At 68.9% G+C, this 26,297-nt stretch carries 27 protein-coding genes and 3 pseudogenes; 12 read left to right on the top strand and 18 right to left on the bottom strand.

All coding sequences use genetic code 11. From position 1 onward, the window contains the following. Positions 1-7: 7 nt before the first annotated feature. Complete coding sequence (locus tag GVO57_RS12970) at positions 8-490, top strand: MerC domain-containing protein (RefSeq protein ID WP_268830435.1); 483 nt, start codon at positions 8-10, stop codon at positions 488-490. Here GVO57_RS12970 and GVO57_RS12965 read toward each other — a convergent pair. The 5 genes from GVO57_RS12965 to GVO57_RS12945 all read right to left on the bottom strand — a co-directional run bounded on the left by GVO57_RS12965 (position 445) and on the right by GVO57_RS12945 (position 7,934). Continuing rightward, positions 445-1,722, bottom strand: coding sequence for a M24 family metallopeptidase (locus GVO57_RS12965; RefSeq protein ID WP_160593581.1), 1,278 nt, complete (start codon positions 1,720-1,722; stop codon positions 445-447). The two genes, GVO57_RS12970 and GVO57_RS12965, sit on opposite strands and share 46 nt — an antisense overlap. Continuing rightward, complete coding sequence (locus GVO57_RS12960; RefSeq protein WP_233281380.1) at positions 1,719-3,068, bottom strand: M24 family metallopeptidase; 1,350 nt, start codon at positions 3,066-3,068, stop codon at positions 1,719-1,721. The genes GVO57_RS12965 and GVO57_RS12960 overlap by 4 nt, the downstream gene beginning before the upstream one ends. Before the next feature lie 107 nt (positions 3,069-3,175). Next, complete coding sequence (locus tag GVO57_RS12955; protein WP_160593580.1) at positions 3,176-5,530, bottom strand: TonB-dependent receptor; 2,355 nt, start codon at positions 5,528-5,530, stop codon at positions 3,176-3,178. A gap of 137 nt (positions 5,531-5,667) precedes the next feature. Then, positions 5,668-6,885 (bottom strand): MFS transporter, encoded by a 1,218-nt coding sequence (locus GVO57_RS12950; protein WP_160593579.1) that lies wholly within the window; start codon positions 6,883-6,885, stop codon positions 5,668-5,670. A gap of 47 nt (positions 6,886-6,932) precedes the next feature. Further along, on the bottom strand, positions 6,933-7,934 hold the full coding sequence (locus GVO57_RS12945; RefSeq protein ID WP_160593578.1) for a LacI family DNA-binding transcriptional regulator: 1,002 nt from the start codon (positions 7,932-7,934) through the stop codon (positions 6,933-6,935). Between the two features lie 110 nt (positions 7,935-8,044). Here GVO57_RS12945 and GVO57_RS12940 point away from each other — a divergent pair, with 110 nt between their 5' ends. Continuing rightward, the gene (locus GVO57_RS12940; RefSeq protein WP_160593577.1) at positions 8,045-9,019 is read left to right on the top strand and encodes a quinone oxidoreductase family protein; all 975 of its coding nucleotides are present in this window, start codon (positions 8,045-8,047) and stop codon (positions 9,017-9,019) included. 12 nt (positions 9,020-9,031) lie between these two features. Here GVO57_RS12940 and GVO57_RS12935 read toward each other — a convergent pair whose 3' ends face one another. The 3 genes and pseudogenes from GVO57_RS12935 to GVO57_RS12925 all read right to left on the bottom strand — a co-directional run bounded on the left by GVO57_RS12935 (position 9,032) and on the right by GVO57_RS12925 (position 12,502). Next, a complete protein-coding gene (locus GVO57_RS12935) occupies positions 9,032-9,793 on the bottom strand; it encodes an enoyl-CoA hydratase/isomerase family protein (RefSeq protein WP_160593576.1) in 762 nt (253 codons plus the stop codon). 106 nt (positions 9,794-9,899) lie between these two features. Further along, a pseudogene (locus tag GVO57_RS12930) lies at positions 9,900-10,823 on the bottom strand (CaiB/BaiF CoA transferase family protein); the annotation flags it as partial. A 413-nt stretch (positions 10,824-11,236) separates the two neighbouring features. Further along, positions 11,237-12,502 carry an MFS transporter gene (locus GVO57_RS12925; RefSeq protein WP_160593575.1) on the bottom strand — a complete coding sequence of 422 codons (1,266 nt, stop codon included), beginning with the start codon at positions 12,500-12,502 and terminating at the stop codon, positions 11,237-11,239. 141 nt (positions 12,503-12,643) lie between these two features. On the opposite strand from GVO57_RS12925, the gene pgsA reads away from it, so the two are divergent. The 3 genes from pgsA to GVO57_RS12910 are packed head-to-tail and all read left to right on the top strand — an operon-like array spanning position 12,644 to position 13,912. After that, positions 12,644-13,216 carry a CDP-diacylglycerol--glycerol-3-phosphate 3-phosphatidyltransferase gene (gene pgsA, locus GVO57_RS12920; protein ID WP_160593574.1) on the top strand — a complete coding sequence of 191 codons (573 nt, stop codon included), beginning with the start codon at positions 12,644-12,646 and terminating at the stop codon, positions 13,214-13,216. Positions 13,217-13,220: 4 nt separating this feature from the next. Beyond that, positions 13,221-13,475: a molybdopterin converting factor subunit 1 gene (gene moaD / locus GVO57_RS12915; RefSeq protein WP_160593573.1), complete on the top strand. Its 255-nt coding sequence runs from the start codon at positions 13,221-13,223 to the stop codon at positions 13,473-13,475. Then, positions 13,472-13,912: a molybdenum cofactor biosynthesis protein MoaE gene (locus GVO57_RS12910; RefSeq protein WP_160593572.1), complete on the top strand. Its 441-nt coding sequence runs from the start codon at positions 13,472-13,474 to the stop codon at positions 13,910-13,912. Before moaD ends, GVO57_RS12910 begins: the two co-directional genes overlap by 4 nt. Here the strand turns inward: GVO57_RS12910 and GVO57_RS12905 are convergent. Next, on the bottom strand, positions 13,888-14,820 hold the full coding sequence (locus GVO57_RS12905; protein ID WP_160593571.1) for a hydrogen peroxide-inducible genes activator: 933 nt from the start codon (positions 14,818-14,820) through the stop codon (positions 13,888-13,890). The two genes, GVO57_RS12910 and GVO57_RS12905, sit on opposite strands and share 25 nt — an antisense overlap. Before the next feature lie 156 nt (positions 14,821-14,976). On the opposite strand from GVO57_RS12905, the gene GVO57_RS12900 reads away from it, so the two are divergent. Next, on the top strand, positions 14,977-15,519 hold the full coding sequence (locus GVO57_RS12900; protein ID WP_160593570.1) for a peroxiredoxin: 543 nt from the start codon (positions 14,977-14,979) through the stop codon (positions 15,517-15,519). Positions 15,520-15,760: 241 nt separating this feature from the next. After that, on the top strand, positions 15,761-16,282 hold the full coding sequence (locus GVO57_RS12895) for a carboxymuconolactone decarboxylase family protein (RefSeq protein WP_160593569.1): 522 nt from the start codon (positions 15,761-15,763) through the stop codon (positions 16,280-16,282). Between the two features lie 58 nt (positions 16,283-16,340). Here GVO57_RS12895 and GVO57_RS12890 read toward each other — a convergent pair whose 3' ends face one another. Next, positions 16,341-17,849 (bottom strand): YifB family Mg chelatase-like AAA ATPase, encoded by a 1,509-nt coding sequence (locus tag GVO57_RS12890; protein ID WP_160594014.1) that lies wholly within the window; start codon positions 17,847-17,849, stop codon positions 16,341-16,343. Between the two features lie 245 nt (positions 17,850-18,094). Here GVO57_RS12890 and GVO57_RS12885 point away from each other — a divergent pair, with 245 nt between their 5' ends. Further along, positions 18,095-18,322 carry a hypothetical protein gene (locus GVO57_RS12885; RefSeq protein ID WP_160593568.1) on the top strand — a complete coding sequence of 76 codons (228 nt, stop codon included), beginning with the start codon at positions 18,095-18,097 and terminating at the stop codon, positions 18,320-18,322. Here the strand turns inward: GVO57_RS12885 and GVO57_RS12880 are convergent. From GVO57_RS12880 to GVO57_RS14665, 5 genes are all read right to left on the bottom strand, one after another. Beyond that, positions 18,273-18,707 (bottom strand): MarR family transcriptional regulator, encoded by a 435-nt coding sequence (locus tag GVO57_RS12880; protein WP_160593567.1) that lies wholly within the window; start codon positions 18,705-18,707, stop codon positions 18,273-18,275. The two genes, GVO57_RS12885 and GVO57_RS12880, sit on opposite strands and share 50 nt — an antisense overlap. Before the next feature lie 39 nt (positions 18,708-18,746). After that, the gene (locus tag GVO57_RS12875; protein ID WP_160593566.1) at positions 18,747-19,223 is read right to left on the bottom strand and encodes a hypothetical protein; all 477 of its coding nucleotides are present in this window, start codon (positions 19,221-19,223) and stop codon (positions 18,747-18,749) included. A 51-nt stretch (positions 19,224-19,274) separates the two neighbouring features. Next, positions 19,275-19,631, bottom strand: coding sequence for a hypothetical protein (locus GVO57_RS12870; RefSeq protein WP_160593565.1), 357 nt, complete (start codon positions 19,629-19,631; stop codon positions 19,275-19,277). Positions 19,632-19,693: 62 nt separating this feature from the next. After that, positions 19,694-19,843, bottom strand: a complete 150-nt coding sequence (locus GVO57_RS12865; protein WP_160593564.1) for a hypothetical protein — start codon at positions 19,841-19,843, stop codon at positions 19,694-19,696. A gap of 77 nt (positions 19,844-19,920) precedes the next feature. Next, entirely contained in the window at positions 19,921-20,283 is a 363-nt protein-coding gene (locus GVO57_RS14665) for a response regulator transcription factor (protein ID WP_201752648.1), read from the bottom strand. Positions 20,284-20,647: 364 nt separating this feature from the next. Between GVO57_RS14665 and GVO57_RS15515 the strand changes: the two are divergent. The 4 genes and pseudogenes from GVO57_RS15515 to GVO57_RS12845 form a co-directional block, all read left to right on the top strand. Beyond that, positions 20,648-21,207 (top strand): annotated as a pseudogene (locus GVO57_RS15515) (molybdopterin-dependent oxidoreductase); the annotation flags it as partial. Positions 21,208-21,219: 12 nt separating this feature from the next. Further along, positions 21,220-21,702, top strand: coding sequence for a molybdopterin-binding protein (locus tag GVO57_RS15510; protein WP_407695731.1), 483 nt, complete (start codon positions 21,220-21,222; stop codon positions 21,700-21,702). Continuing rightward, positions 21,699-22,013 (top strand): cytochrome c, encoded by a 315-nt coding sequence (locus tag GVO57_RS12850; protein WP_160593563.1) that lies wholly within the window; start codon positions 21,699-21,701, stop codon positions 22,011-22,013. The genes GVO57_RS15510 and GVO57_RS12850 overlap by 4 nt, the downstream gene beginning before the upstream one ends. A 93-nt stretch (positions 22,014-22,106) precedes the next feature. Beyond that, entirely contained in the window at positions 22,107-22,256 is a 150-nt protein-coding gene (locus tag GVO57_RS12845) for an entericidin (protein WP_160593562.1), read from the top strand. 48 nt (positions 22,257-22,304) lie between these two features. On the opposite strand, the gene cysN is transcribed toward GVO57_RS12845, so the two are convergent. The 3 genes and pseudogenes from cysN to GVO57_RS12830 all read right to left on the bottom strand — a co-directional run bounded on the left by cysN (position 22,305) and on the right by GVO57_RS12830 (position 26,242). Beyond that, positions 22,305-24,140 carry a sulfate adenylyltransferase subunit CysN gene (gene cysN, locus GVO57_RS12840; protein WP_160593561.1) on the bottom strand — a complete coding sequence of 612 codons (1,836 nt, stop codon included), beginning with the start codon at positions 24,138-24,140 and terminating at the stop codon, positions 22,305-22,307. Further along, positions 24,140-25,047: pseudogene (gene cysD, locus GVO57_RS12835) on the bottom strand (sulfate adenylyltransferase subunit CysD). The gene cysN and the pseudogene cysD overlap by 1 nt, the downstream one beginning before the upstream one ends. A 292-nt stretch (positions 25,048-25,339) precedes the next feature. Further along, the gene (locus tag GVO57_RS12830) at positions 25,340-26,242 is read right to left on the bottom strand and encodes an oxygenase MpaB family protein (protein WP_201752647.1); all 903 of its coding nucleotides are present in this window, start codon (positions 26,240-26,242) and stop codon (positions 25,340-25,342) included. Positions 26,243-26,297: the final 55 nt, after the last annotated feature.

Below are 26,297 nucleotides of genomic sequence, written 5' to 3'. Positions count from 1 at the left end.
CGTGCAGATGCCCATCCGGCCCATTTCCCGCGCCCCGTTCGCCGACATGCCGGCGCGGCTGCTCGACGGGGCGGCGATTGCCGCATCGGCCCTGTGCCTTGTCCATTGTCTCGCCCTGCCGCTGGTCGCGCTGATGCTGCCCATGCTCGCCGCCTGGGTGGCGTGGCCGGAGGCGTTTCACCTCTGGGCGTTCGCCTTTGCCGTGCCGACCAGCCTTGTCGCGCTGGCGCTGGGCGTGCGGGGGCACCGCCGGGCGGCCCCGCTGCTGGCGGGCGGCGCGGGGCTGGCGCTGCTGGCGGCGGGGGTGGCGGCGGACGTGCCTGAACCGGCCGAGACGCTCTTGACCGTGGCGGGCGCGCTGGCGCTCGCGCGCGCGCATCTCGTCAACTGGCGCAGCCGCGCCCATGGCTGCGCCGCCGGCCCGGTCGCCCGGACCGGCAGCGGTCAGGCAAAGGGATCGTCGAGCGACGGCGGCGGCTCGGAGAAATAGCGCGGGCCGCTGTCGGTCATGTAGAAACAATCCTCGATGCGGATGCCATAGCGGCCGGGCGCATAAAGGCCGGGTTCGTTGGAAAAGCACATGCCGGGCTGGAGCGGCGTCGTCTCGCCATGGACCAGATTGACCGGCTCGTGCACGTCCATGCCGATGCCATGGCCGGTGCGGTGCGACAGGCCGGGCAGGCGGTAGCCGGGGCCATAGCCCAGCCGTTCATATTCGCGGCGCACCGCATCGTCGACCTGACCCGCCGGCACGCCGATCCGCGCCGCCGCCATCGCCACATCCTGGCCGCGCCGGACATTGGCGAACATCTCCCGCTGCGCCCGGTCGGGCGTGCCGAACACGAAGGTGCGGGAAATGTCGGCATGATAGCCATCGACTGTGCAGCCGCAGTCCATCAGGATCACCGACCCCTCGCGCACCGTCTGCCGCTCGCGCGAGCCATGGGGCAGGGCGCTGCCCTCGTTGATCTCCACCCCGCCCGACGGCGTCTCGCCGCCGCGCCGCGCGATTTCGCCGCGCATGATCTGGAAGATCTGCGCCCCGTCCATCCCCGCCTGCACCTGGGGCGCGGTGGCGCGATAGGCGGCGATCACGATGTCGGACGCGCGCTGCATCAGCGCGATCTCGGCCGGCGACTTGATCATCCGGCAGCCATTCACCAGCGCCGCGCCCGATCCGATCCGCACATCGGGCAGCGCGCGCTGCAGCCCGTCAACGGCAAAGAAGCGCGTCGTTTCCTCGACCGCCACCGGGCGCCCGGCCAGTTTCAGGTCGCGCAGCCAGCCCGCGACCAGCGCGTGCGGATTTTCATCCTCCTGCCACACCCGCACATCGCCGGGCACCGCGAGCATCTCGCGGATCGACGGTTCCTCGAAAAACGGCGTGACGATGGCGACAGGCCCTTCGACCGGGATAACCGCTGCGGTCAGTCGCTCGCTGCGCCACCAGTTGATTCCGGTAAAATAACGCAGCGTCGATCCCGCCTCGACCAGCAGCGCGCCGACCCCGGCCCGCGCCATCGCCGCCTGCACGCGCGCGATCCGCGCCAGCCGTTCGGCCGGGGCGATGGGTGCCGCCGCCCGGATCGCGGTGTCGCCGGGGATGCGCCCGGTGCCTGCGTGCGCGATGCCGCCGATCCGGCCGGGCAGCAGCCCGACGCCGAGCGCCGCCGCGCCGCCCAGCGCCGCGCGGCGCGACAGGATGATGCCCGCGCCGCTCATTTCGCACCGCCGATCAGATAATATTGCGTCTGCCGGCCATCGAGATAGGTGACGCTCCGCCCGTCGAAGAACGCATCCTCCTCGGTGCGGAAACCGACCGGCTGATTGTCCCATTCGGGCACCTTGTGGGTGGCGCTCAGCTCGATCGACCAGGCGGTGTCGGCATTGACCGGGCCGTCGCCGCGCGGATCGGGCTTCTGATTGTCCCAGAAACCGATCGACGGGCCGGCGGCATGGCCGTGATAGCCGATCGGGTGCGAATAGATGCTCGGCTCCAGACCCGCAGCGATCGCGGCGGCGCGGGCGCGGGCCAGCACCTCATTGCCGCTGATCCCGGTCCGGAACGCGGCGGTCAGCGCATCCTGCACCCGGTTGCTCGCCGCCAGACCGTCGCGCAGCCCCTTGGGCGCGTCGGTCTCGCCGGGGCGCAGCACATAGGCGTTCTGCTGGGTGTCGGTCGCCAGCCGCAGATAGGTGATGCCGAAATCGGTCCAGATCATGTCGCCCGGCTCGATCACCGTATCGCCCGACAGCATCGCGGCCGCGCCGCGCCGGTTGATGCCGACCGATGGCTGGAACCAGGTGTCGACGCCCAGTGCGCGGATCTTTTCGCGGTACCACCAGACCAGATCGCTCGCCCGCGTGACGCCGGGGGTGACGACCTTGTCCGACAGGCCTTCGCCGATGATCGCATGGGCGAGCCGCACGATTTCGCGGTAACGCTCGACCTCGGCCGGGATGCGCGTTTCCAGCCAGCGCACGGCCAGCACCTCGTCGCGCACCACGCGCGCCCGGAGCGCCGGGGGCAGGGCGGCCATCATCTCGTCATGCGCGCTCAGCGTCATGCCATCGGCATAGGCGGTCATTGGCGAGGAGTTGATGGCGATGCGGCGCGGCGACCGCTCGGCGATCAGCTCGGCCAGCCGCCGCCACTGGTCGGGCTGCGCCTCGGGCGACCACGCCGCCTCGAACAGCCCGCCCAGCCCGTACCGGCTGACTGTCAGCCGCTCGACCGGCCTGCCCTGGCCGGGGTCGAAAAAGATCAGGATCGTCCGCCGCCGCGCCGCCATGCTTTCGGCATCGAGCATGGTGGCAACCACCGGCTCCTCGAAATTCTCGCGCGCGACCAGCACCCACATGTCGACGCCGCGTTCGCGCATGATGCGTGGCACCACCGTGTCCAGCCGTTCCTTCAGCCAGCCATTGATGATCCCCGCCTGATCGCGCAGCGGCAGCACCGCCGGATAGGGGGTGCGCGCCGCCCCGGCCGCGATGGCCGGCGCGGACATGACAAGGCCGGCGACCATCGCCGCCGGCCCGAAAAATGTCAGAAACCTGTTCGTCACCGCGTCATTCCTCCCCTTTGGCGAAGGGCATAGCTGGGAACGGCGCGGCGTCAAACCGCCTTGGCAAGAGGCGGGGATGCGCCGTCCGGCGCATCCCCGGTCTCAGATCAGAAGCGCGCCGTGGCCTGAATGCCGTAGAAGCGCGGCTCGGCCGGGATGAAGGTCGGGATACCGAACCCGCCACCGGTGTTGCCGGCGTCGAGCAGATAATCCTTGTTGGTCGCATTGCGAATGAACGCCGCGATTTCATAGCGCTTGTCGGCAAAGCTCACGCCGCCGCGCGCGTTGATCAGCGTCACCGCGCCCTGCGAGATCGCCGGGTTGTTCGGCAGTTCAAAGAAGATGCGGCTGCGATAGGTCACGCTGGGCGTCAGGAAGAAGCGCATGCCTTCGCCGATCGGCGCATCGATGGTGAAGCCCGCCGCGCCCTGCCATTCCGGCTGCAGGCGGAAGCGGTTGCCGGCGAAGCGGCCATTGGCCGGATCATTGTCGATCCCGCCATCGATATAGCCGACATTGCCGAACAGGGTCAGCCATTCGGTCGGCTTCGCCTGCAGTTCAAGCTCGACGCCCAGATTGCTCGCATTGCCGGCGCTGCGCGTGATGTTCACGCCATTTTCGGTGATCGAGACCTGGAAGTCCTGATATTCCTGCAGATAGACGCCAAGCGCGCCCGAGAAGATGCCGGCCGAACCCTTGATCCCGGCTTCATAGTTCCAGACGGTTTCTTCCGACACATTCTGCAGCCGCCGCTGGACGACCCCGGCAACGCGCTGGGCATCGACCTGCAGCACCGGCGAACGCCGGCCCTTGGACACGGTCGCGAACAGGTTGATGTTCGGGCTGACGCGGTAGAGCACGTTCACGCGCGGCAGCCAGGCATCGAACGTGTCCTTGGCCGAAAACTCCTGCCCGCCGGTGTTGATCTGGCCGGGGATCAGCGGCGCGCCGCTGAGGACCGAGTTGGGGACGACCGACAGATAGCCCGAGCGGCGGCGTTCGAAGAGATAGCGCAGGCCCGCCGTGATCTCGAGCGCCGGGGTGGGGATGAAGGTCGCATCGGCAAACAGCGAATACTGATCGTTGCGGCCGCGATTCTCGAACACCGAGCTGTAGGGGATGCGCGTGAACAAACCGCCCGTTCGAATGGCGGTCGCCTGAGCGGCCGAGACCGTGCCATTGGCGGCGATGCAGGGCAGGCCCGGCACCAGCGTCCGCGTCGCGCACTGGATATAGGTGCCTTCTTCGGTCGAGAAGGGCACGCGCTGGCTGCCGTCTTCATGGAAATAATTCCACCCGGCAAAGCCGCGGAAGGTGTCGCTGGTGTAGGACAGGCGCAGTTCATGGTTGAACTGCCAGCCGCGCGCTTCCTCGGCAAACTCCAGATACCAGGCTGCCGAACCGTCGGCGTCGAACACCTCAAGGCTGTCGAACTGGCGATAGCCGTTGACGGTGGTCAGCGACCAATTGTCCGACAGCTCATAGGTCGCGCTCAGATTGAGGTCATAGACATTGCGGTCGAGGCCAAGCTCGTCCTTGCCCAGCACCTGCCCCGACAGCGGCGAGCCGCCCAGAAAGGCGCGGCCGAACGGATTGCCCGGCCCGTCGGTGGTCGGCAGCGCGCGCGAGATGAACGGCGTGCCGCTGTTGCGCTGACGGTCATAGGTGCCGATCAGGTCGATGGTCAGCACGTCGCTGGGGGTGAAGCGGATCGAACCGCGCACGCCCAGATTGTCCTGCGCGTAGAGATCGTCCTGATTGGGCGCGAGATTTTCGACATAGCCGTCGCGCTTGCGCCATTCAAAGGCAACGCGGCCGCCGATCTTGCCATTGCCGGCGTTGAAATAGCCCGACAGCTGCTTCTGGTCGAAATTGCCATAGCCGATGCTCAGCATGCCCTCGGTGCCCTCGCGCGGGCGCGCCGAGGTCAGGCTGATCGCGCCGATGGCGGAGGCGGTGCCGAACAGCGTGGCCTGCGGCCCCTTGATCACCTCGACGCGTTCCAGATCGTAAATGCCCTGATAGGACCCGCGCGAGCGCGAGATGTCGACGCCGTTGTAATAAAGCGTGACGCGCGGGCCCTGCTGCGCCGAGCCGCTGTCCGAGGTGATGCCGCGGATGACGATGCCGGGATTGTTGGCGCTCTGTTCCTGGATGTTGAGGCCGGGGATATAATTGGACAGTTCATCCAGATCGGTCACCCCCAGATCGCGGATGCGCTGGCCCGACACCGCCGAAATGGTGATCGGCACGTCGGTCAGCCGCTGTTCGATCTTCTGCGCGGTGACGATGATGTCGCCCAGCCCCTGTTCGTCATCGGCGGCGGCATCGGCCGGCGCGGCTTCGGTGGCGGCGGGCGCGGCCGGATCGACCGGCGCGGCCATCGCCGCTGCGGCCGGCAGGCCGGTAAATGACGCAAGGATGGTGCCCGCCAGCAAGGCGGACTGAAGGGTCGCGCGCATTTTGTTTTTCCCCCAAAAAGGATTGACTGCGCACCGCCGTTGCAGCGCCGACATGACGACGGCGCTGCCATTTTCCTACGAAATCATGACGAACGACGATTGTTCGGATGAAATCGCGGTTTTCTGTATACAGAAAATCAGCCCTGGGCCGGGCGGATCACCGGCACCAGCAGATGCACCCACAGCGTCGCGACCAGATAGGCGCTCGCACACACGGCGAACATCGGCCAATAGCCAAGGCCGTGATCGATGCTCCACCCCGCCAGCTCGATCATGCCCGCGCCCGACAGATTGCCCGCCACCGCGCCCGCGCCGATCACGGTTGCAACCCGCCCGGCCGGGATCGCATCGGCGGCCAGGCCGAAGATATTGGTCGAAAAGCCCTGATGCGCGAACAGCGCGATCCCGATCACGAACGCCGCCACCCAGGGGCCGGGGGCGAGGATCGCCAGCGGCATCGGCAGGATCATCAGCGCATAGAACAGCATCGAGCTTTTGCGCGCGCGGTTGACGCTCAGGCCCCGTGCGACCAGCCGGGGGAACAGCAGCCCCGATGACAGCGCGCCGAGCGCGGCGAGGCTGTAGATCAGCGCCACCGGCCCGCCCAGCGTCGCCTGGCTCATCCCGAATTGCCGCCCGAAGAAATCCGGGATCCAGAACAGCAGGAAGAACCAGCACAGATCGCTGAAGAATTTGGCGCCGATGATCGCCCAGCTGCGCCGGTCGCGGATCAGCTCGCCCAGCGGCACCCGCGCACCCTCGGCCGCGCCCTGATCGGCGACCGGGGTCAGGCCGCGCGTGCCGCCGATCCAGAAGATCAGCCAGACAAAGCCGAGCGCGCCGGTGACGATGAACGCCGCCTGCCACCCGAATGCGAGCGCGAGCGGCGGGATCAGCAGCGGCGTCACGATCGCGCCGATATTGGGCGCGGTGTTGCCAAGACCGAGCGCCAGCGACCGCTGCCGGAGCGGCAGATAGACCGCCGCCGATTTGACCGCCGCCGGTGTGCCGACCGTTTCCGCCGCCGCCAGCGCGATGCGCGCGGCGACGAACTGGCCGACACTGGTTGAAAAGGCATGGGCGATGCCGGCGAGGCTCCACAGCGCCACGCCCCAGCCGAGCGCGCGGCGCACGCCGAACCGGTCGACGATATAGCCGACGAACAGGAACGAGATCGCCGCCGTGACCTGAAAGGCCGAGCCGAGCAGCGCATAATCGCGGTTCGACCAGGAAAATGCCGCCTCGAGCGTCGGCTTGAGCAGGGCGAGCACCTGCCGGTCAACGTAATTGAGCGCGATCGCGACAAAGATCAGCGCGATCAGCAGCCAGCGCCGCGCGGCCAGGGGGTCGGTCATCAGGGCATCCTCTTTTTCGAGTGAAGAGGATAACGTTGTCAGGCGTTTCAGCAAGCGCCCGGCGCGGCGACCGTTTCGCGCCGCACCAGCTCGTACGGCACCAGCCTCAGCCCCGGCTCGGCACGCTCGAACAGCAGCTCGGCGGCCCGCTCGGCCAGCACGGCGATCGGCTGGCGGACGGTGGTGAGCGGCGGCCACACCGAACGGGCGAGATCGGTGTCGTCAAACCCCGCGATCGACAGGTCGCCGGGCACCGACAGCCGCCGCCGGTGCGCGGCGGCCAGCACGCCTGCCGCCATGTCGTCGCTCGAGGCGAAGACCGCGGTCGGCGGGTCGCGGAGGTCGAGCAGCCGGTCGGCCGCCGCCTGGCCCGAGGCGAAATCGAACCAGCCCTGCTGCACCAGTTCCAGATCCACGCCCAGCCCGGCATCGCGCAGCGCATCGAGATAGCCGGCCAGCCGCTGGTTGCTGACCGCATAGCTGCGGTGCCCGACGACAAAGCCGATCCGGCGATGCCCGAGGCCGATCATCATGCCCGTGACCGCGCGCGCCGCGGCTTCATTGTCGATCGCGACCGCCGCGCTGCGGCCCGGCGAAATGCCCGGCGAGATGCGGACATAAGGGGTATTCGCCGCCTCCAGCGCGTCGAGCACCGGCTCCAGATCGGCGATCGGCGGCGTCAGGATCACCCCGTCGGGGCTGAGCTGGCGCAGCATGTCGCGCACATCCTCGCTCAGTTCGGTCCCTTCGATGTCATAGGCATGGACGATCAGCCGCACGCCTTCGGCGGCGCAGCGGCCACGCAGCCCGGCGATCAGGCCGTGCAGATAATAAGGCCCGGGATTGCTGCACATCAGCGCGATCTGGAACGAGCGGCCGCCCGCGAGCGCGCGGGCGGCGGCGCTGGGGCGGAAGCCGAGCCTGGCCATCGCCTCTTCCACCCTGGCGCGCGTCGCCGGTCGCACATAGCGCTCATTGTTGAGCACCCGCGACACCGTCTTGATCGACACGCCGGCTGCGCGCGACACGTCCTTGATGTTGGTGGCCATTGCCGGACTGTCGCCAAGCTTCCGATTATTGTCCAGCCATGTCAGAACCGATCCGGTTGCAATCGCGCGGTCCTGTCGGGCCGCGCGGCGGGGCGATTGAGGGGAGAGCGATGGCGCAGACGGTGATGATCGAACGGACCGGTGGCCCGGAGGTGATGGCGCTTGTCGATGCGTCGCTGCCGCCGCCGGGGCCGGGCGAGGTCAGGATGCGCAACACCGCGATCGGCCTGAATTATATCGACACCTATCACCGTTCCGGCCTCTATCCGGTCGAACTGCCCGGCGGGCTGGGGATGGAGGCCGCCGGGCTGGTCGAGGCGGTTGGGCCGGGGGTGGAGGGGCTTGCCGCCGGAGACCGGGTGGCAACCTTCGGCCCGGCGCGCGGGGCCTATGCCGCGGCGCGCAACGTGCCCGCCGCCAGCCTGTTCCATGTTCCCGACGGCATTGATGACGAGACGGCGGCGGCAGCCCTGCTCAAGGGCTGCACCGCCGAGTTCCTGGCCGAGCGGGCGGCGCAGGTCGCACCCGGCGATGCGGTGCTCGTCCATGCCGCAGCGGGCGGGGTGGGGCTGATCCTGACCCAGTGGCTGAAGGCGCTGGGCGCGACGGTGATCGGCACCGCGTCGAGCGCGGCCAAATGTGCGGCGGCGAGCGCGGCGGGCGCTGATCACATGCTGCTGGCCGATGATCCCGATGCCGCGCGGCAGGTGCGGGCGCTGACCGGCGGGGCGGGGGTGCGCGTCAGCTTTGACGGCGTCGGCGCGGCCAGCTGGGCGCTGTCGCTGGCCGCAACCGGCCGGCGCGGGCTGATCATCAGCTACGGCAACGCCTCCGGCCCGGTCAGCGGCGTCGATCTGGGCGTGCTCGCGCGCGCGGGATCGCTGTTCGTCACCCGGCCGACGCTGTTCGATTATTATGCCGCCCCCGCCGAACGGGCAGCGGGCGTCGCGCGGCTGTGGGACATGATCCTGAGCGGCCGGGTGACGGTGACGATCGGCCAGCGTTATGCGCTTGCCGATGTCGTGACCGCGCACCGCGACCTCGAGGCGCGGCGGACCAGCGGATCGACGCTGCTGATCCCCTGACCGGCGTCTGCCTCAGGTCTCCGGACCGGTGAAGCGGGGCGCGCGTTTCTGCGTGAAGGCGGCAGTGCCCTCGGCGAAGTCGGGCAGGGTGAAGGCGCGGGCGAAGATCGCCCGTGTCGCTTCATCCTCATCCGCCTGCCCGTCGAGCACGCGGCGCACCATCGCCTTGGCCTCGCGCACGCTGTGCGGCGAGGCGGCGAGGATCGGTGCGGTCAGCGCGTCGGGCGTGTCGGCGATCAGATCGACAAGGCCGATCCGCTCCGCCTCCGCCGCATCGATCAGCTGGCCGGTGAACAGCAGCCGCTTTGCCCGTGCCGGGCCGACCAGATCGACCAGCAGCTTGGTGTCGTGGAACGGATAGACAAGGCCCAGCCGCGCCGGGGTGATGCCGAACCGCGCGCGCGGCGTCGCGACCCGCAGATCGCAGGCCAGCGCCAGCCCGCAGCCGCCGCCGATACAGTCGCCATCGACAAAGGCGATGCTGGGCAGCGGCGTGCGGGTCAGCGCGTGCTGGGCGGCGAACAGCGCCGCCTGATTGTCCGCCCGCCACGCCGGATCGCCCGAACGGGCCAGCAGCTCGGCAATATCGGCCCCGGCGGAAAACATCCCTGCGACCGCCGAGCGCAGCAGCAACAGCCGCACCCCCGGCGTCGCTTCGGCCTCGGCGAGCAGGCCGGGCAGGGCCTGCCACATGGCCAGATCGAACGCGCCCCGCCGTTCGGGCCGGTCGATGCGCAGTTCGGCGCAGGGGCCGTCGATCACCAGCCTCAGCATCCCAGCGTCTCCCCGTCATTGACCGGGCCGAGCGGCGGCGCCGGCCGGTCGGGCGGGCAGGTGTCGGCAAAGCGGATTGCCGGGCCGATCTGGCGGCCGCCCCCGCCTCGACCAGCAGGCCGCGCCCGGCGACATGCGGCTGGTCGAGCGCCTCGCGGAAATCGAGCACCGGGGCGAAGGCGACATCCTTGTCGGCGAACCATTGGACCCAGTGATCGCGGTCCTGAGCGGCAAAGGTCGCGGCCAGAAAGGCGCGCACCGGCTCCTGCCCCGCACCCGCCGGGCCGAGCGCGGTGTCGATCAGGTCCGGCCGCCCGAGCGCGCCGAGCAGATTGCGGACGAACTTTTCCTCGCGCCCGCCCAGCGCGACATGGCGGCCGCAGGCGGTGCGGTAGATCTGGTAAAATGCCGCCCCGCCCAGCGAGCGCTGTTCGGCAGAGCGCGGCGGCGGGCCGCCGATGATCGCATCGCCGGCGGTGTGCGCGCACCAGGGCAGCAGGCTGTCGAACATCGCAATGTCCAGATAATCGCCGCGCCCGGTGCGCTGGCGGCCGATCAGCGCTATCAGCACGCCGGCAAGGCCCGTCAGCCCGGCGGCGACGTCCGACGCGGCGACGCCCGGCACCACCGGCGTGCCGTCCGGCCCGTCATTGACCGACAAAAAGCCGGCCAGCGCCTGCACGGCCATGTCGTGCGCGGGATGATCGGCGAGCGGGCCGTGCTGGCCAAAGGCGGTGACCGAGCAATAGACGATGCCCGGATGGCGGGCGGCGACCGCCGCATAGTCAAAGCCCAGCCGCGCCATCACGCCGGGCCTGAACCCTTCGACCAGCACATCGGCATCGGCGAGTTCGCGCCACAGCCGCGCGCGCCCGGCCTCGCTCTTGAGGTCGAGCGTCAGGCTGGTCTTGCCGCGGTTGAGCGAGCGGAACCAGACCGACTGGCCGCCCTCGACCGGGGCCTGGGTGCGGGCGGGATCGCCGCCCGGTGGCTCGATCTTGACCACATCGGCACCCTGATCGGCCATCATCAGCGTCAGCATCGGTCCGGGCAGAAACTGGGTCAGGTCGACCACCTTGATGCCCTGAAGCTTGCCCATCGCGCGTCCCGCTCCCCTTTTTGTCATCCCGTCCGGTCGTGCCGCGTCACGCCGTCCTTTTCCGGGACGGCGTTAACCATATTCGCCGCGAGACGGAATCGTAAACGGCGCGTTAACCTCTCGCCCATGAAACGCCGACTTGTCCTGACCAACGAAGGCGCCGGCCATCCTCTGCGCCGCCGGCTGCCGCGTCCCGCCACCGCCATGATCGAGGCGCTGCCCGACGACCGCAACGATCTGCGGCTGTTCGCGCTGAGCTTCACGGCCTTTTTCGTCGCGATCTACAGCTTCATCGCCTGACAGGCCCACATCAGTTACAGGCCCAAATCAGTCGCAGGCCCATATCAATCGCAAGCGCGGTGCAGCTTCCACGCCAGCGCGGCGGAGATCAGGCACATGCCTGCGGTCATCAGAAACTGGTCGACCGCCGACACGCCGACAAAGCTGAGGCCCAGCGCGCAGACCGATCCGATCACCATCGCGCCCGAGTTGACGATGTTGTTGGCGGCAACGGTGCGCGCCGTTTCCCCCTGCGACACGGTGGTGGTCAGGAACGCATAGAGCGGCACCACGAACACCCCGCCCGCAATCGCGACGCCCAGCAGCGCGCCGAGCAGCGCGGGCGCGCCCGGATGGGCGATGAACTCCATCACGTCATACAGGTCGCGCCCGTCCGGCACCCAGCTGCGCGCGATCAGATAGAAAGCGAGCACGAACCCGCCCATCACGATCACCGCCGGGGGCGAATAGCGCGCCGACACCTCACCCTTGAGCAGCCGGTTGATGATCACCGATCCGATCGCGACGCCGACCGAAAAGACGGCGAGGAACAGGCTGGCGACCGCCTTGTCGGCGGTCAGCACGTTTTTGACGAGCGGCGGGAACTGCACGAACAGCACCGCGCCGATCATCCAGAAAAAGCTGATCGACAGGATCGCCAGGAACAGCTTGCGGATGTGCATGGTCGACGACACCAGCCGGTAGGATGCGGTCAGCGGGTTGTGATCGACATGGTCAAGCTCGCCGGTCGGCGGGGCGGGCGGCACCTGACGCCCGGCCAGATAGCCGAGCACCGCGACGATCACGACCATCGCCGCCGCCGCCTTGACCGGGATGACGCCTGCGATGATCGTGCCGGCCAGGATCGAGATATAGGTTCCCGCCTCAACCAGCCCGGTGCCCGCCAGCACCTCGTCCCGTTCCAGATGCTGGGGCAGGATCGCGTATTTGATCGGGCCGAAAAAGGTCGAATGCACGCCCATCGCCAGCAGGGCGGCCAGCATCAGCGGGATCGACGGCAGCAGCAGCCCGATCGCGCCGACGATCATGATCAGGATCTCGGCCAGCTTGACCAGCCGGATGATGCGCGCCTTGTCGGTCGCGTCGGCAAGCTGGCCCGAGGTTGCCGACAGCAGGAAGAAGGGCAGGATGAACAGCCCCGTCGCCAGCCCCGAGAACCAGGTTTCCTGTTTCGGGTCCGAATAGACGTTGTAGACCGCGAACAGCACCATCGCGTTCTTGAACAGATTGTCGTTGAACGCGCCGAGAAACTGGGTGACGAACAGCGGCAGGAAGCGCCGCCGCGTGAGAAGCCCCATCGAACTTTGCATAATCCCGCGGTCGGCCCCGTTGCTGCCCGCCGCGGCTCTAGCCGGTCCGCGCGTGTTGGGGAAGGGCGACGCAATGATCGCCTGGCGGGCGGCGTCCTGCCGCTTCAATGTCGCGCGCGGCTGGGTTAAGCGGGGGGCGTCATGCTGACCCTGCCCAATCTCTTGACCCTGTCGCGCATCTTCGCGGTGCCGTTTCTCGTCTTTCTGCTCTGGTATCCGCAGTGGCAGCTGGGCTTTGCGCTCGCCTTCGCGCTCTACTGCGTCGTCGGCATCACCGATTATCTCGACGGCTATCTCGCCCGCGCGCAGGGCACGGTGTCCAAGCTCGGCATCTTCCTTGATCCCATTGCCGACAAGATCATGGTCGCGGCGGTGATCGTCATGCTGCTGTCGACCGGGGCAGGGGTGGAGCAGCACGCGATCGTTCATGGCTGGCACGTCATCCCCGCGCTGATCATCCTGCTGCGCGAAATCGCCGTGTCGGGCCTGCGCGAGTTTCTGGCGCAGCTGAGCGTGTCGGTGCCGGTCAGCCGGCTCGCCAAGTGGAAGACGGCATTCCAGATGGTGGCGCTGGGCGCGCTGATCCTGTCGGGCGCGGTGCCGGGCAGTCCGCTGATCTTCACCGCCGGGCTGGCGAGCCTGTGGGCGGCGGCGGCGCTGACCCTGTTGACCGGGTGGGACTATCTGCGGGTCGGTCTCAGGCACATGGACTAGGGCTTTGGTAAAGCTGCTTTATTTTGCCTGGGTGCGTGAGCGGATTGGCCTTGCCGAGGAATGGTGCGCGCTGCCGCCCGGCATTGCCGATCTGAACGGGCTGATCGACTGGCTGGTCGAGACCGGGCCGGGCCATGCCGGTGCCTTTGCCGACCGGTCGCGGATCCGCGCCGCGATCGACCAGCAGGCGGTGCCGCTCGACACACCGGTCACGGGCGCGGCGGAAATCGCCTTTTTCCCGCCGATGACCGGCGGATGATCGACGTCGCGCTCAGCGACGGGCCGTTCGATGCCGGGGCGGCGCTCGCCCCGCTCGACCGGCTGGGCGCGGGGGCGGTGGCGAGCTTTGCCGGCATCGCCCGCGCCGATGACGGCGTCACCGCGCTGGTGCTTGAGCATTATCCGGGCATGACCGAGGCGGCGCTTGTGCGGCTGGCCGGGGAGGCGGCGGCGCGGTTCGGGCTGTCGGGGGTCGTGATCCGCCACCGCATCGGCACGGTGCCGGCGGGCGAACGCATCATGATCGCCGCCGCTGCCGCGCGCCATCGCCACGCCGCGCTCGATGCCTGCGCGTTCCTGATCGACCGGCTGAAGACCGGCGCGCCATTCTGGAAACGCGAGCTGCTGGCCGATGGGCGCACGCGCTGGGTGGAGCCGCGCGCCGGCGACGATCAGGCCGCCGCGCGCTGGGACTGACCGGCCGCGCGCAGCAGATCGGCAAGCAGGTGGAAATCGCGGTCGCGCGGGCTGCCCTTGCGCCACAACAGCGCGATCCGCCGCGCGGCATGGCTGGAATCGAGCGGCCGGGCGACGACCCGCGTATGGTCGAGGATGCCGGCCTCGATCGCCATTTCGGGCAGCATCGTCACCCCCAGGCCATTGTCGACCATCTGCACCAAAGTGTGCAGCGACGTGCCGAGCATCGTCGCCTGGGCGCGCAGTTCCGGCCGGTTGCAGGCGGCAAGCGCATGGTCGCGCAGGCAGTGGCCGTCCTCGAGCAGCAGCAGCTCGTCCGGATCGATGGCATCGGGCGCGATCTGCGCCGGCAGATCGTTCCCGCCATTCGGATAGGCACCGCCCGGATAGGCGATGAACAGCCGGTCGTCGAACAGCGGCTCCGCCTCCACCTCGCCACAGGCAAAGGGCAGGGCCAGCAGCACGCAGTCGGCCGTGCCCCGGTGCAGCGATTCGCAGGCGGCCGCACTCGGTTCCTCGCGCAGGAACAGGCGCAGCTCGGGCCGCTCGGCGCGGATCTGCGGCAGGATGCGCGGCAGTAGGAACGGGGCGATCGTCGGGATGACGCTCATCCGCATCTCGCCCGACAGCGGCTTGCCCGCCGCGCGGGCGAGATCGGCCAGCTCCTCCGCCTCGCGCAGCACGCGCCGCGCCTTGTGCGCGATGCGGTCGCCGGTCGGGGTGAAACGGACCACGCGGCGCGTGCGTTCGACCAGCGTCATCCCGATCAGCGATTCCAGCTCGCGCAGGCCCGCCGACAGCGTCGACTGGGTGACGAAACAGGCATCCGCCGCCCGCCCGAAATGGCCATGATCGTGCAGCGCCACCAGATATTGCAGCTGCTTGATGGTCGGCAGGAAGACCGTCATTCTTTATCGCCTCTGTCGATCAATGGATCAGGAATAATCTATTTGATCGATGATTTCCAGAGCGCTATTTCGCTTGGACGTCGGGCGGCGAGTCGCTGCTCCGGCCAGGTTTTTTCATCCGGGTCCGGCAACGGGCCTCAGCATAAGGAACGCATCATGCTCACCGTCGGCGACAAGCTTCCCGAACTCACTCTGCCCGTGCAGCAGGGCACCTCGGCCCTGCCGGCCGGCGAAACGATCAACCTTGCCGACACCGGCGACAAGTGGAAGGTGCTGTTCTACTGGCCCAAGGACTTCACCTTTGTCTGCCCGACCGAAATCGTCGGCTATGGCAAGCTGAAGGGCGAATTCGCCGATCGTGACGCCGTGCTGATCGGCGCGTCGACCGACACCGCCCATGTCCATTTCGCGTGGCGCCGTTCGGATGCCGAACTGGCCGAAGCGGACTTCCCGTGGATCGCCGACAATGGTGCCCAGCTGGCCGGTGCGCTCGGCATCCTCGACAAGAATGAGCATGTCGCGTTCCGCGCCACCTTCATCATCGATCCGGACAATGTGATCCAGCACGTGACGGTCAACGGCCTCAATGTCGGCCGCAACCCGCAGGAAACCCTGCGCGTGCTCGATGCGCTTCAGACCGATGAACTCTGCCCCTGCAACTGGAGCAAGGGTGAAGACGTGCTGAAGCCGGCGGCGTAAGCCACCGGCCCGGCCGGGCGCGGCGCCTCCCCCCCCTTCCGCCGCGCCCGGCCACCCCTTCCAACCCCAAACCGGCCGACCCTGCACGTCCCCGATGGCTGGGGCAGAGCGGCCCTCCGAACCGGACGCGCGGCGGCGGCATCCGCTGTGCGGGCTTGCCCCGGTTCCCGGCTTCGGCCCGATGCCCAGCTGCGCGCGCCCCCCGCGCCGACCCTGATCACCCCGCACAAGGATATATGCCATGTCGCTCAAGGACTTTGCCGACACGCTTCCCGATTTTGCCAAGGATCTGCGGCTCAACATCAGCTCGATCCTCAACGACCAGCTGCTGGGTGACCAGCGCAAATACGGCCTGCTGCTCGCGACCGCGCACGGCACCGGCTATCGCCCGATCGTCGTCGCGGTCGAGGCCGAGATCGAGGGCAAGCTCAGCCCCGAGGCCGCCAATGGCGCGCGCGCGGCCGCCGCGGTGATGGCGATGAACAATGTCTACTACCGCTTCACTCACCTCGCTTCGAACCATGAATATCAGACGATGCCGGCCAAGCTGCGGATGAACGTCATCGCCAATCCGGGCATCGACAAGGCCGATTTCGAGCTTTTCAGCCTCGCCGTGTCGGCCCAGAATGGCTGCGGCATGTGCATCGACAGCCATGAAAAGGTGCTGCGCCAGCACGGCGTCAATGCCGAGACGATCCAGGCGGCGGCGCGCATCGGCGCGGTGATGACCGCGGTTGCGACCGTCCATGCGGCGCTGAACTGATCGCGGGCACCGACACCAAAAGGGCGGCGGGGGCCAGGGCCTTCGCCGCCTTTTTCGTTCAGTTGCGCGGCGGCTGGCGGCGATAGCCGAGCGCTTCGGCGACATGGCTGCGGCCGACCGTCTCCGCCCCTGCCAGATCGGCGATGGTGCGCGCGACGCGCAGCACCCGGCCATAGCCGCGTGCGGACATGTGCATCGTCGCCGCCGCCTGGGCGAGCAGCGCCTGCCCGGCCTTGTCGGGCCGCGCGGCCGTGTCCAGCCAGTCGCCATCGGCTTCGGCATTGGTGCGGATGCCGGCGTCGCGGTAACGTGCGGTCTGCACGTCGCGCGCGGCCTTCACCCGCGCCGCCACCTCCGCCGACCCTTCCGCCGGGGGCGGCAGCACAAGGTCTGCCGCGCTCAGCGCCGCGACCTCGACATGCAGGTCGATGCGGTCGAGCAGCGGGCCCGACACGCGCGCCTGATAATCGGCCGCGCAGCGCGGCGCGCGCGCACAGGCCAGCGCCGGATCGCCCAGATGGCCGCACCGGCACGGGTTCATCGCCGCGACCAGCTGCACCCGCGCCGGATAGGTGACATGGGCGTTGGCGCGCGCAACCATCACCGTTCCGGTCTCAAGCGGCTGGCGCAGCGAATCGAGCACCGCGCGCTGGAACTCGGGCAGTTCGTCGAGAAACAGCACGCCCAGATGCGCCAGGCTGACCTCGCCGGGGCGCGCCTTCAGCCCGCCGCCGACCAGCGCCGCCATCGACGCTGAATGATGCGGCGCGCGGAACGGGCGGCTGCGCGCGATGCGCCCGCCGTCGAGCGTGCCGGCGACGCTGGCGACCATCGACGCTTCGAGCGCCTCGGCGGCGGTCAGTTCGGGCAGGATGCCCGGCAGGCAGGCAGCCATCAGCGATTTGCCGGCACCCGGCGGGCCGATCATCAGCAGATTATGCCCGCCCGCCGCCGCGATCTCGAGCGCGCGGCGTGCACTTTCCTGGCCCTTGACCTGGCGCAGGTCGGGCACCGGCCGGGGCGGTTCGGCAAGGCCCGGCGGCGGGGGCGGCAACGGGCTGGTGCCGCGCAGATGGTTGACAAGCGCGATCAGATCGGGGGCGGCGACCACCGCCGTGCGCCCGGCCCAGCCTGCCTCGCTGCCCTGCGCGGCCGGGCAGATCAGCCCCAGACCCTTTTCCGCGGCATGGAGCGCGGCGAGCAGCACGCCCGGCACCGGCGCGATCCGCCCATCGAGCCCCAGCTCGCCGACCGCCAGATGCTCGCTCAGGCTTTCGGCGTCGGCGACCCCCATCGCTGCCAGCAGGGCAAGCGCGATCGGCAGATCATAATGCGAGCCTTCCTTGGGCAGATCGGCGGGCGACAGGTTGACGGTGATCCGGCGCGGCGGCAGCGCCAGGCCGATAGAGGTCAGTGCCGCGCGCACCCGCTCCCGGCTTTCGCCGACCGCCTTGTCGGGCAGGCCGACAATGACGAAACCGGGCACGCCGGCGGCAAGCTGGACCTGAACCTCGACGGTGCGGGCGTCGAGGCCGAGAAAGGCGACGGTGGTGATGGTGGCGACCATGCGCCCGTCAGACCATGGCAGCAGCGGTTCGTGCAGCGGGAACTGCATCCGGAACGGTTGTATGCCCCCTGAACGCGCGTTAGTCGTGCTATGAAAGCTTATTGCGACGATCACGGGATGGCCGTGCGCGGCGGATCGCCCCCACCGACCATCCCGTCAGGCCGGATCTGCTCCGGTTCGCGCCGGCGCGGCGGGGCCGGCCCTGATCCATGACCGGCGCGACGGGCGGATGGATGGGGCCGAGGATGGAAAAGGCCATGCCGATGATGAGGCCGATGACGAGAACCGAGCTGCTGCACCGTGCCGTCGAGCTGGGCGACGAACTGATTGCCCTGGCCGACCGCTTGCCCGGCTCGCTCGCCGCGCCGCATCTCTCGCTGGGGATCGAGATGCTGCGCGCCGAGCTGGCCGCGGCGGATAAGCTCAACAGGCTTCGAGATACAGCCTCAGGCTCTCATAGCCCTGAGGGGTGAGGCGCACGAACGACCGTCGCCGGTCATGCGGATCCTTGTGGCGTTCAATGAGCGCCCGTTCCTCGAGCAGGGTCAGCCAGCGCAGCGCGGTCGTCGTCGGCACCCCTGACCCCAGACAGGCATCGCTGACCGACAGCTTGCGGCCCCGCGTCTGGGCGATGAACACGTCAAGCAGCATGTCCCAGGCCGGTTCGCAGAACAGATCGGCATTCTTGCCGAAGAACACGTCGCGCGCCCGGCGCAGTTCGTAAAGCGTCTCCGCCCGCTCGACGGCCGAGACATTGGGGCCGGCCAGCGCCGAGGCTTCGTGCGAGCACAGGTTGCGCACCTGCCGGTCGCTGCCCGCGCATTTCCCACCCTGATCGATTCTGTTCGTGTCAGCCATTGGCCGCCTCCCTTTGAGGTTGCGGCCGCTTCTGCGCGCTCAGCCGATGGCGAGGGCGGGCCGCTCGTTGTTGGTAAAGCGCGTCCAGGCCGGATCGGGCTGGCCCGCGCTGATGCGCCGGTGGTGGCGGTGCGTGCCGATCGCCAGGAGCGCGAGCCCCGGCCAGGCAGAGGCCATGACCATCGCGGCATAGAAGATCTGCTTGATCTCCGGCGCGAACGCCACCGACAGATGGCCGAGCAGCGCCAGGCCGTGCGTGGCGCTGAGCCAGATCGGCCAGAAACGGTTGGCGTGAAGCGCGATCGCCACCAGCGCCGCAAAGGTCACCAGATCGACCATGAACACGCCGTAATCGACGCCGTTCGACACCCAGTGCCAGGCAGGTGCGACCACCATGGTCGCCACCGATGCGACGAGCAGCGTCAGTGCCGCCAGCCGTTCGGGCGCGCCGCCGCGCCACAGCGCATAGCCGATCGTCAGCGCAAAGAGGATCGTGAAGGTCATCACGTGCCACATGCCGCCACCCGATCATGACGGATCGGGCACGGTCAAGCCTGTATTGGAGGATCACTGGGACACCGCGAGGCGCAGATGCGGTTCGCCCGCATCGATCGCCTTTGGCTTCGGACATTCATGCCAGTCGCCATAGGCGGCCGGGGGCAGCGAAAGCGCATCGCCTGCCGCCGCCAGGCTGGCATGGGCCTGGACGATGTGTTTGCGCGCCTGCACCAGCATCTCGAACGCCTTGGCGGCGTGCAGAAATGCTTCCTGGCCCGTGGCGGCGGGCAGCCGCGCCTTCAGGCGCGCCTGAGCCATGGTCCCGGGCAGGCGACCGCCGCTGATGATGGCGAAATCGATCTGCTGCTCAAGCTCGATCAGCCCCGCGGTGATCTCGCGGGCGGCTTCGATCCGTTCGTGATGCATAGCTCTCTCCTCCGCACCGGACAGGGTCCGGCACGCGCCAGTCTTGTGGTCGGGAGAAGGGCTTAGGTCGCGCCGCTGATCCGCGCCGCCAGACCGATGAACAGGCTGGCGGCCAGGATCAGCCCGGTCATCACCGCCCCGATCCAGATCAGCCTGGAGGTGCGGTCAAGCTCGTTGCGCGGCCGGTCCTTCGTCGGAAAGGGCAGGGGCATGCTGCCCGCCGCCCGTTCCGACGGGGGGAGCAATGACCCGGATGCCGCATCGGCCGCCATACCGGCTGGTTGAGTAGTCAAGCTTTGGGGAGGTGCCTCCCATGCCGGGGCAGCGGCGGCATCAAACGCCGCCACCGGTGGCGCGGGGGTGCGGGCAGCGGGCTCCTGCGGCTGGCCAGGGGGGGCGTGAAAGGCGGCGGGACCTGGGGTGCGCCGGTGGCATCACCGGCAGTGCCGCGTTCATGGGCAATGAACCGCCGCGCCGCCTCCATCCGGTCGGACAGGCCGAGCGTCGCCAGCGCCTCGCGGATATGCTGGTCGACCGTGTGGCTGGAAATGCCCAGTTCGCGCGCGATCTGCTTCGACGTCGCGGGTGCGGCGACCAGTCTCAGGCATTGCTGCTGTCGCGCCGTCAGGCGGTTGAAAGCTGTCGGGTCCACCCGCTTGCCTATCTTGCCCCCGTCGCGCCCTTTGCGGGGCGACCATCACGGTCCAGTTAGGCGGCGGCGGCGGGGCTGTCGAGATGCGAAGCCGTTGCGCTGTGATGACTTTTATTGATCGGTCGAACCATGCGCGGCCGCCGGACGTTGCTCCCGGCGCGGCCGGGCCATAAGGAAAGCGACATGACGAACCGCATGATCGGGCGCCGGCAGCTGCTGGCGGGGCGGCCGGGATGGCCGGGCTGGGTCTTGGCGGCCTGGCCGGCGGTCCGTGGGGCGGCTTGCGGCCCAGACTGCCGATCTGCGCCTGCCGGGCGGCCCGTCGCTGCGGCCGCTGACCCGCGATTTTCCCGAAAAGGGCGAAATGATCCTGCAGCGCGGGCGGCCGCCGCTGCTCGAGACGCCGTTCAATGTGTTCGATCAGGGCATCTTCACGCCAAATGACCGGTTTTTCGTCCGCTGGCACTGGGCCGATTTCCCGACCGAGATCGATCCCGCCGCCTTCCGGCTCAAGGTTCACGGCCATGTCGCCCGGCCTATCGAGCTGTCGCTGGCCGAGATCCTGGCGCTGCCCGCGCTTGAATATGCGGCGGTCAACCAGTGCGCCGGCAATTCGCGCGGGCTGTTCGTGCCGCGCGTGCCCGGTGCCCAGTGGCGGCACGGCGCGATGGGCAATGCGCTGTGGACGGGCGTGGCGCTGCGCGATGTGCTCAACCGCGCCGGGGTGCTGCCGGGGCGGTGGCGGTGCGCTTTGCCGGGCTGGACGAACCGGCGGTGCCCGATGCGCCGAGGTTCGTGAAGTCGCTCGCCATCGACCATGCGATGGACGGCGAGGTGATGATCGCCCATGCGCAGAATGGCGCGCGGCTGCCGCTGCTCAACGGCTTTCCGCTGCGGCTGGTCGTGCCGGGCTGGTATTCGACCTACTGGATCAAGATGCTGTCCGATATCGAGGTGCTGGACCGGCCCGATGACGGCTATTGGATGGCCAAGGCCTATCGCATTCCGGCCAATGCGGACGGCGATGCCGTGCCGGGCGCGCCGGCGGGCGAGACGGTGCCGATCACCCGCATGGTCACCCGGTCGTGGATCACCAGCCATGCCGATGGCGCGCGCGTCGCCGCCGGCCAGCCGCTGGCCGTGGGCGGGATCGCGATGGGCGGCGATCAGGGTGTGGCGCGGGTCGAGCTGTCGGCCGATGGCGGGACGAGCTGGCGCGACGCGCGGCTGGGCCGCGATGCCGGGCGCTACAGCTTTCGCCGCTTCGATGCCGATCTGCCGCCGCCGCCGCCCGGGCCGCTGACGCTGATGGTGCGCGCGACCAACACCGCCGGCCAGACGCAGAAGCTGATCCCCAACTGGAACGGTGCCGGCTACATGCGCGGTGTCGTCGAACGACTGGACCTGATCGTCGCATGATCCATCTGCGCCTGTTTTTCCTGATCGCGGCTGTGCTGGCGGCGGTTCCGCTTGCCGCCGGCGGTCCGGCGACCCCGGTGGCGGTCGAGCTGCCCGCCGATGACCGGCTGTTCGACGGCCCGGATGCCGATCTGCTCAACGCCAACTGCGCCGCCTGTCACGACGCGGCCATGGTGATGGTGCAGCCGCCGATGACAGCGGCGCAATGGTCCGCGACCGTTGCCAAGATGCGCAGCGTCTACAAGGCCCCGGTCGAGGACGGCGATGTCCCGCGCCTTGTCACCGCGCTGGCGGCGCTGAAGCGGGAGTGATGATCGGGTCAGGCGCGATTAAGCTCAGCTGCGCTTGAGACACATTTATGATGGCCGCGGTGCAGGCCGCCGGCCGGGGTAAGGAGAGAGGATATGACGCAGAAGAACCGCAACCGGGGTGTCGCGATCCGGGCGCTGGCCGCGCTGGCGCTGGCGGGCATCGCGCTTGCCGGCTGCAACACCGTGCGCGGGGTGGGCGACGATCTGAAGTCCGCCGCCGACACCGTCGACCGCAAGATGTGACGCGCGCGCCCGGCGGCCCCGTTGCGGGCAGCTGGGCGATGCCCGTGATCAGGGAATGATGCGGGCGATGATCGCGTCGGCGGCCTCGTCCGCCGTCATCCGGGTGGTGTCGATCACCAGTTCCGGGGCCTCGGGCGGCTCATAGGGGCTGTCGATGCCGGTGAAGTTCAGGATCTCGCCCGCCCGCGCCTTGCGGTACAGCCCCTTGACGTCGCGCGCCTCGGCGAGGGCCAGCGGCGTGTCGATGAACACCTCCACAAACTCGCCCTCGGCCATCATCTGGCGCACCATTTGCCGTTCGGCGCGGAATGGCGAGATGAAGGCGGTGATCACGATCAGCCCGGCATCGGTCATCAGCTTCGCGACCTCGCCGACGCGGCGGATATTCTCGATCCGGTCGGCCTCGGTAAAGCCAAGGTCGCGGTTGAGCCCGTGGCGGACATTGTCGCCGTCGAGCAGGAAGGTGTGGCGGTTCATCCGCGCCAGCTTTTTCTCGACCAGATTGGCAATCGTCGATTTGCCCGCGCCCGACAGGCCGGTCAGCCACACAACCGCCGGCTTCTGGTTCTTGAGCGCGGCGCGGCGGTCGCGCGTCACGTCCAGCGCCTGCCAATGGACATTCTGGCTGCGGCGCAGCGCGAAGCGGATCATGCCGGCGGCAACCGTCGCGTTGGTCGTCTTGTCGATCAGGATGAAGCCGCCCAGATCGCGGCTGTCCTCATAAGGCTCGAAGGTCAGCGGCCGGTCGGTCGCCAGCTGCACCGCGCCGATCGCATTGAGGTCGAGCGTCTTGGCCGCCAGCTGTTCGAGCGTGTTGACATTGACCTGATATTTGGGCGGCTGCAGCGTCGCCGACACCGTCTGGGTGCCAAGCTTCAGCCAATAGCCGCGCCCCGGCAGCAGGGGTTCCGGGGCCATCCACACGACCATTGCCTCGAACTGGTCGGCGGCCTGGGGCGGATCGCCCGCCGCCGCGATCACCGCGCCGCGCGGGCAGTCAATCTCGTCGGCAAGCGTCAGGGTGACCGACTGGCCGGCCACCGCCACCGGCAGGTCGCCACCGGCAGTGACGATGCGGGCGATGCGGCTCACCCCGCCGCCCGGCAGCACGCGGACATCGTCGCCCGGCCTGACGGTGCCGGCGGTGACCAGCCCGGCAAAGCCGCGAAAATCCTGATCGGGCCGGTTCACCCATTGCACGGGCATGCGGAACGGCCGCCGCGCCGCTCGGTCCTGATCGACCGGCAGGGCGTCGAGCGTGTCGATCAGGCTTGGCCCGTCATACCAGGGCATGGCCGGCGAGCGCGTCGAGACATTGTCGCCGCGCAGGCCCGACACCGGGATGGCGCGCACATCGCTGATCCCGATCCGGGCGGCAAAGGCACGGTAATCGGCGACGATCGCGTCGAACACCTGCTGGTCATGGCCGACCAGATCCATCTTGTTGACCGCCAGCACGACATGGTCGAGCCCGATCAGCCGGACGAGGAAGGAGTGGCGTCGCGTCTGGGTGAGCAGCCCCTTGCGCGCATCGACCAGGATGACGGCGGCATCGGCGGTCGATGCGCCGGTCACCATGTTGCGCGTATATTGCTCATGCCCCGGACAGTCGGCGACGATATATTTGCGCCGCGCGGTCGCGAAGAAGCGATAGGCGACATCGATGGTGATGCCCTGTTCGCGCTCGGCATCCAGCCCGTCGACGAGCAGCGCGAAATCAATCTCTTCGCCCTGCGTGCCGATGCGGCGCGAATCCGCCTCGAGGCTCGCCAGCTGGTCGTCGAGGATCTGGCGCGTGTCATGGAGCAGCCGGCCGATCAGCGTCGACTTGCCGTCGTCGACCGATCCGCAGGTGATGAAGCGCAGGAGGCCGGTATCGGTCATCAGAAATAGCCCTCCTGCTTCTTCTTCTCCATCGAGGCGGAGGCATCTTTGTCGACCGCGCGGCCCTGGCGTTCGGACCCTGTCGCGCTCAGCGTCTCGCGGATCACGGCGTCGAGCGTGTCGGCGCTGCTCTCCAGCGCGCCGGTCAGCGGATAGCAGCCAAGCGTGCGGAACCGGACCGTCCGTTCGATCACCGTCTCGCCGGGCAGGACGCGGAACCGCTCGTCATCGACCATCAGGATCATGCCGTCGCGGATGACGGTCGGGCGGGGTGCGGCAAGATAGAGCGGCACCAGCGGCACGTTTTCGAGCCGGATATAGTTCCAGATGTCGATTTCGGTCCAGTTGGACAGCGGGAAGACGCGGATCGTCTCGCCCTTCGCCTTGCGGGCATTGTAGAGCCGCCACAGCTCCGGCCGCTGGTTCTGCGGGTCCCAGCGATGGCCGGCGGCGCGGAAGCTGAACACCCGTTCCTTGGCGCGGGCCTTTTCCTCGTCGCGGCGCGCGCCGCCGAACGCTGCGTCAAAGCCGTGCGTGTCGAGCGCGGTCGTCAGCGCCTCGGTCAGCATCGCGCGGGTATAGACCGGCGTGGGGTGTCGAACGGGTTGATGCCCGCCGCGGCCCCGGCGTCATTGTGATGGACGATCAGCTCGATCCCCAGCTCCGCCGCCATCCGGTCGCGATGGGCGATCATGGCGGCGAAATCCCAGCCGCTCGCAATGTGCAGGAACGGGAAGGGCGGCCGCGCCGGATAAAAGGCCTTCATCGCCAGGTGCAGCATCACCGAGCTGTCCTTGCCGATCGAATAGAGAAACACCGGCCGCGCGCATTCGGCCACCACCTCGCGCATGATGTGGATGCTTTCGGCCTCGAGCCGCTGGAGATGGGTGAGCGTCGTCTGGTCCATGGTCGCGCGTCCATGCGGAATGCCGGGCCGCGACTGAAGCAAAAAACCCCTGTGGCTGCAAAAGCAGGCCTATCGCATGGGGCGTTGCCGGGTGTTGTTAGCTGGGAAGAACGGCACCGGGAGTCGGTTGATGTGAAGAACGGCACCGGCCCGCTCCCCCACCCGGCCTCCCATAGCGTATCCTGCCGTTGGGAGGCCGGGTGGGGGAGCGGGCCGGTGCCGCCCCTGCGCCGGAAGGCGCACAACAAACAAACCGGTGCCGCCCCCGCGCCCAGGCGCGCGCGAATACCCCTTATCCCAGCGCCCAGCGCAGCGTGCGTTGCAGTTCGCGCGTGCCTGCCCTGACCAGCGGGGTGAGCGGACCGGACGGGGTCAGGCCGTGCATCGCCTGCGCCCATGGGGGCAGCAGGTCGAGCGCCGCGCGGATCGTCAGCGCGTGCGCGGCGGCCCCCGCGCCACCCCCGTCTGCACCACCGCTGCCGCCGCCCAGCAGATGCGCCGCAACCTCGGCGGTGCGGGCATCACGGCGCAGTTCGGGCCGGAACCGGTCGATCAGCGCCAGCGCGGCGACCTGGCTTGCCGGCGGGTCGATCACGCCCATCAGCGCGCCCAGCCGGGCCATTTCGGCGAAATAGCGGTCGCGGTCGGCGGCGGGCATCAGCGGGTCGCCATAGCGGGTCCAGGCGGCGAGGAACGACCAGCATTCGGTCACATGCACCCAGCCGAGCAGATGCGGATCATCGGCGCGGTAGGGGGTGCCGTCCGCCGTCACGCCGCTGACCGCGCGGTGGATGCGCGCCACCCGGTCGATCGCCGCCTGCGCCTCGTCCGGCCCGCCATAGGTGGTCAGCGCAATGAAGCGTGCGGTGCGGCGCAGCCGCCCGGCCATGTCGGTGCGGAAGGCCGAATGGTCCCACACCCCGGCGAGCGCGCCGGGATGGAGCATCTGGAGCATCAGCGCGGCGATGCCGCCCACCATCATTGTCGTCACATCGCCGTGCACGCGCCAGGCCGCCGATTGTGCCCCGAACAGGCCGTCATCGCGGCGGATGACGGGGGCTGGCGGCGGGCCGTGGGGATCGGTGAACAGCGCCGTCACTGCCGCGGCCAGACGCTGCCGCGCGCGCCCGGCAAAGGGCAGGCCAGCCAGCAGCGGCGGGGCAGGGGCGGGATCGGGCGCGCGGCGGGAGGCCATGGCCTGATACTGGGATGCCGCCAGCCATGTTCAACCCCCTTTCGCTGGGAGTGGG

The organism is Sphingomonas changnyeongensis, assembly GCF_009913435.1.
GTDB lineage: Bacteria > Pseudomonadota > Alphaproteobacteria > Sphingomonadales > Sphingomonadaceae > Sphingomonas_B > Sphingomonas_B changnyeongensis.
This window is presented reverse-complemented; position numbering and strand designations above follow the sequence as displayed.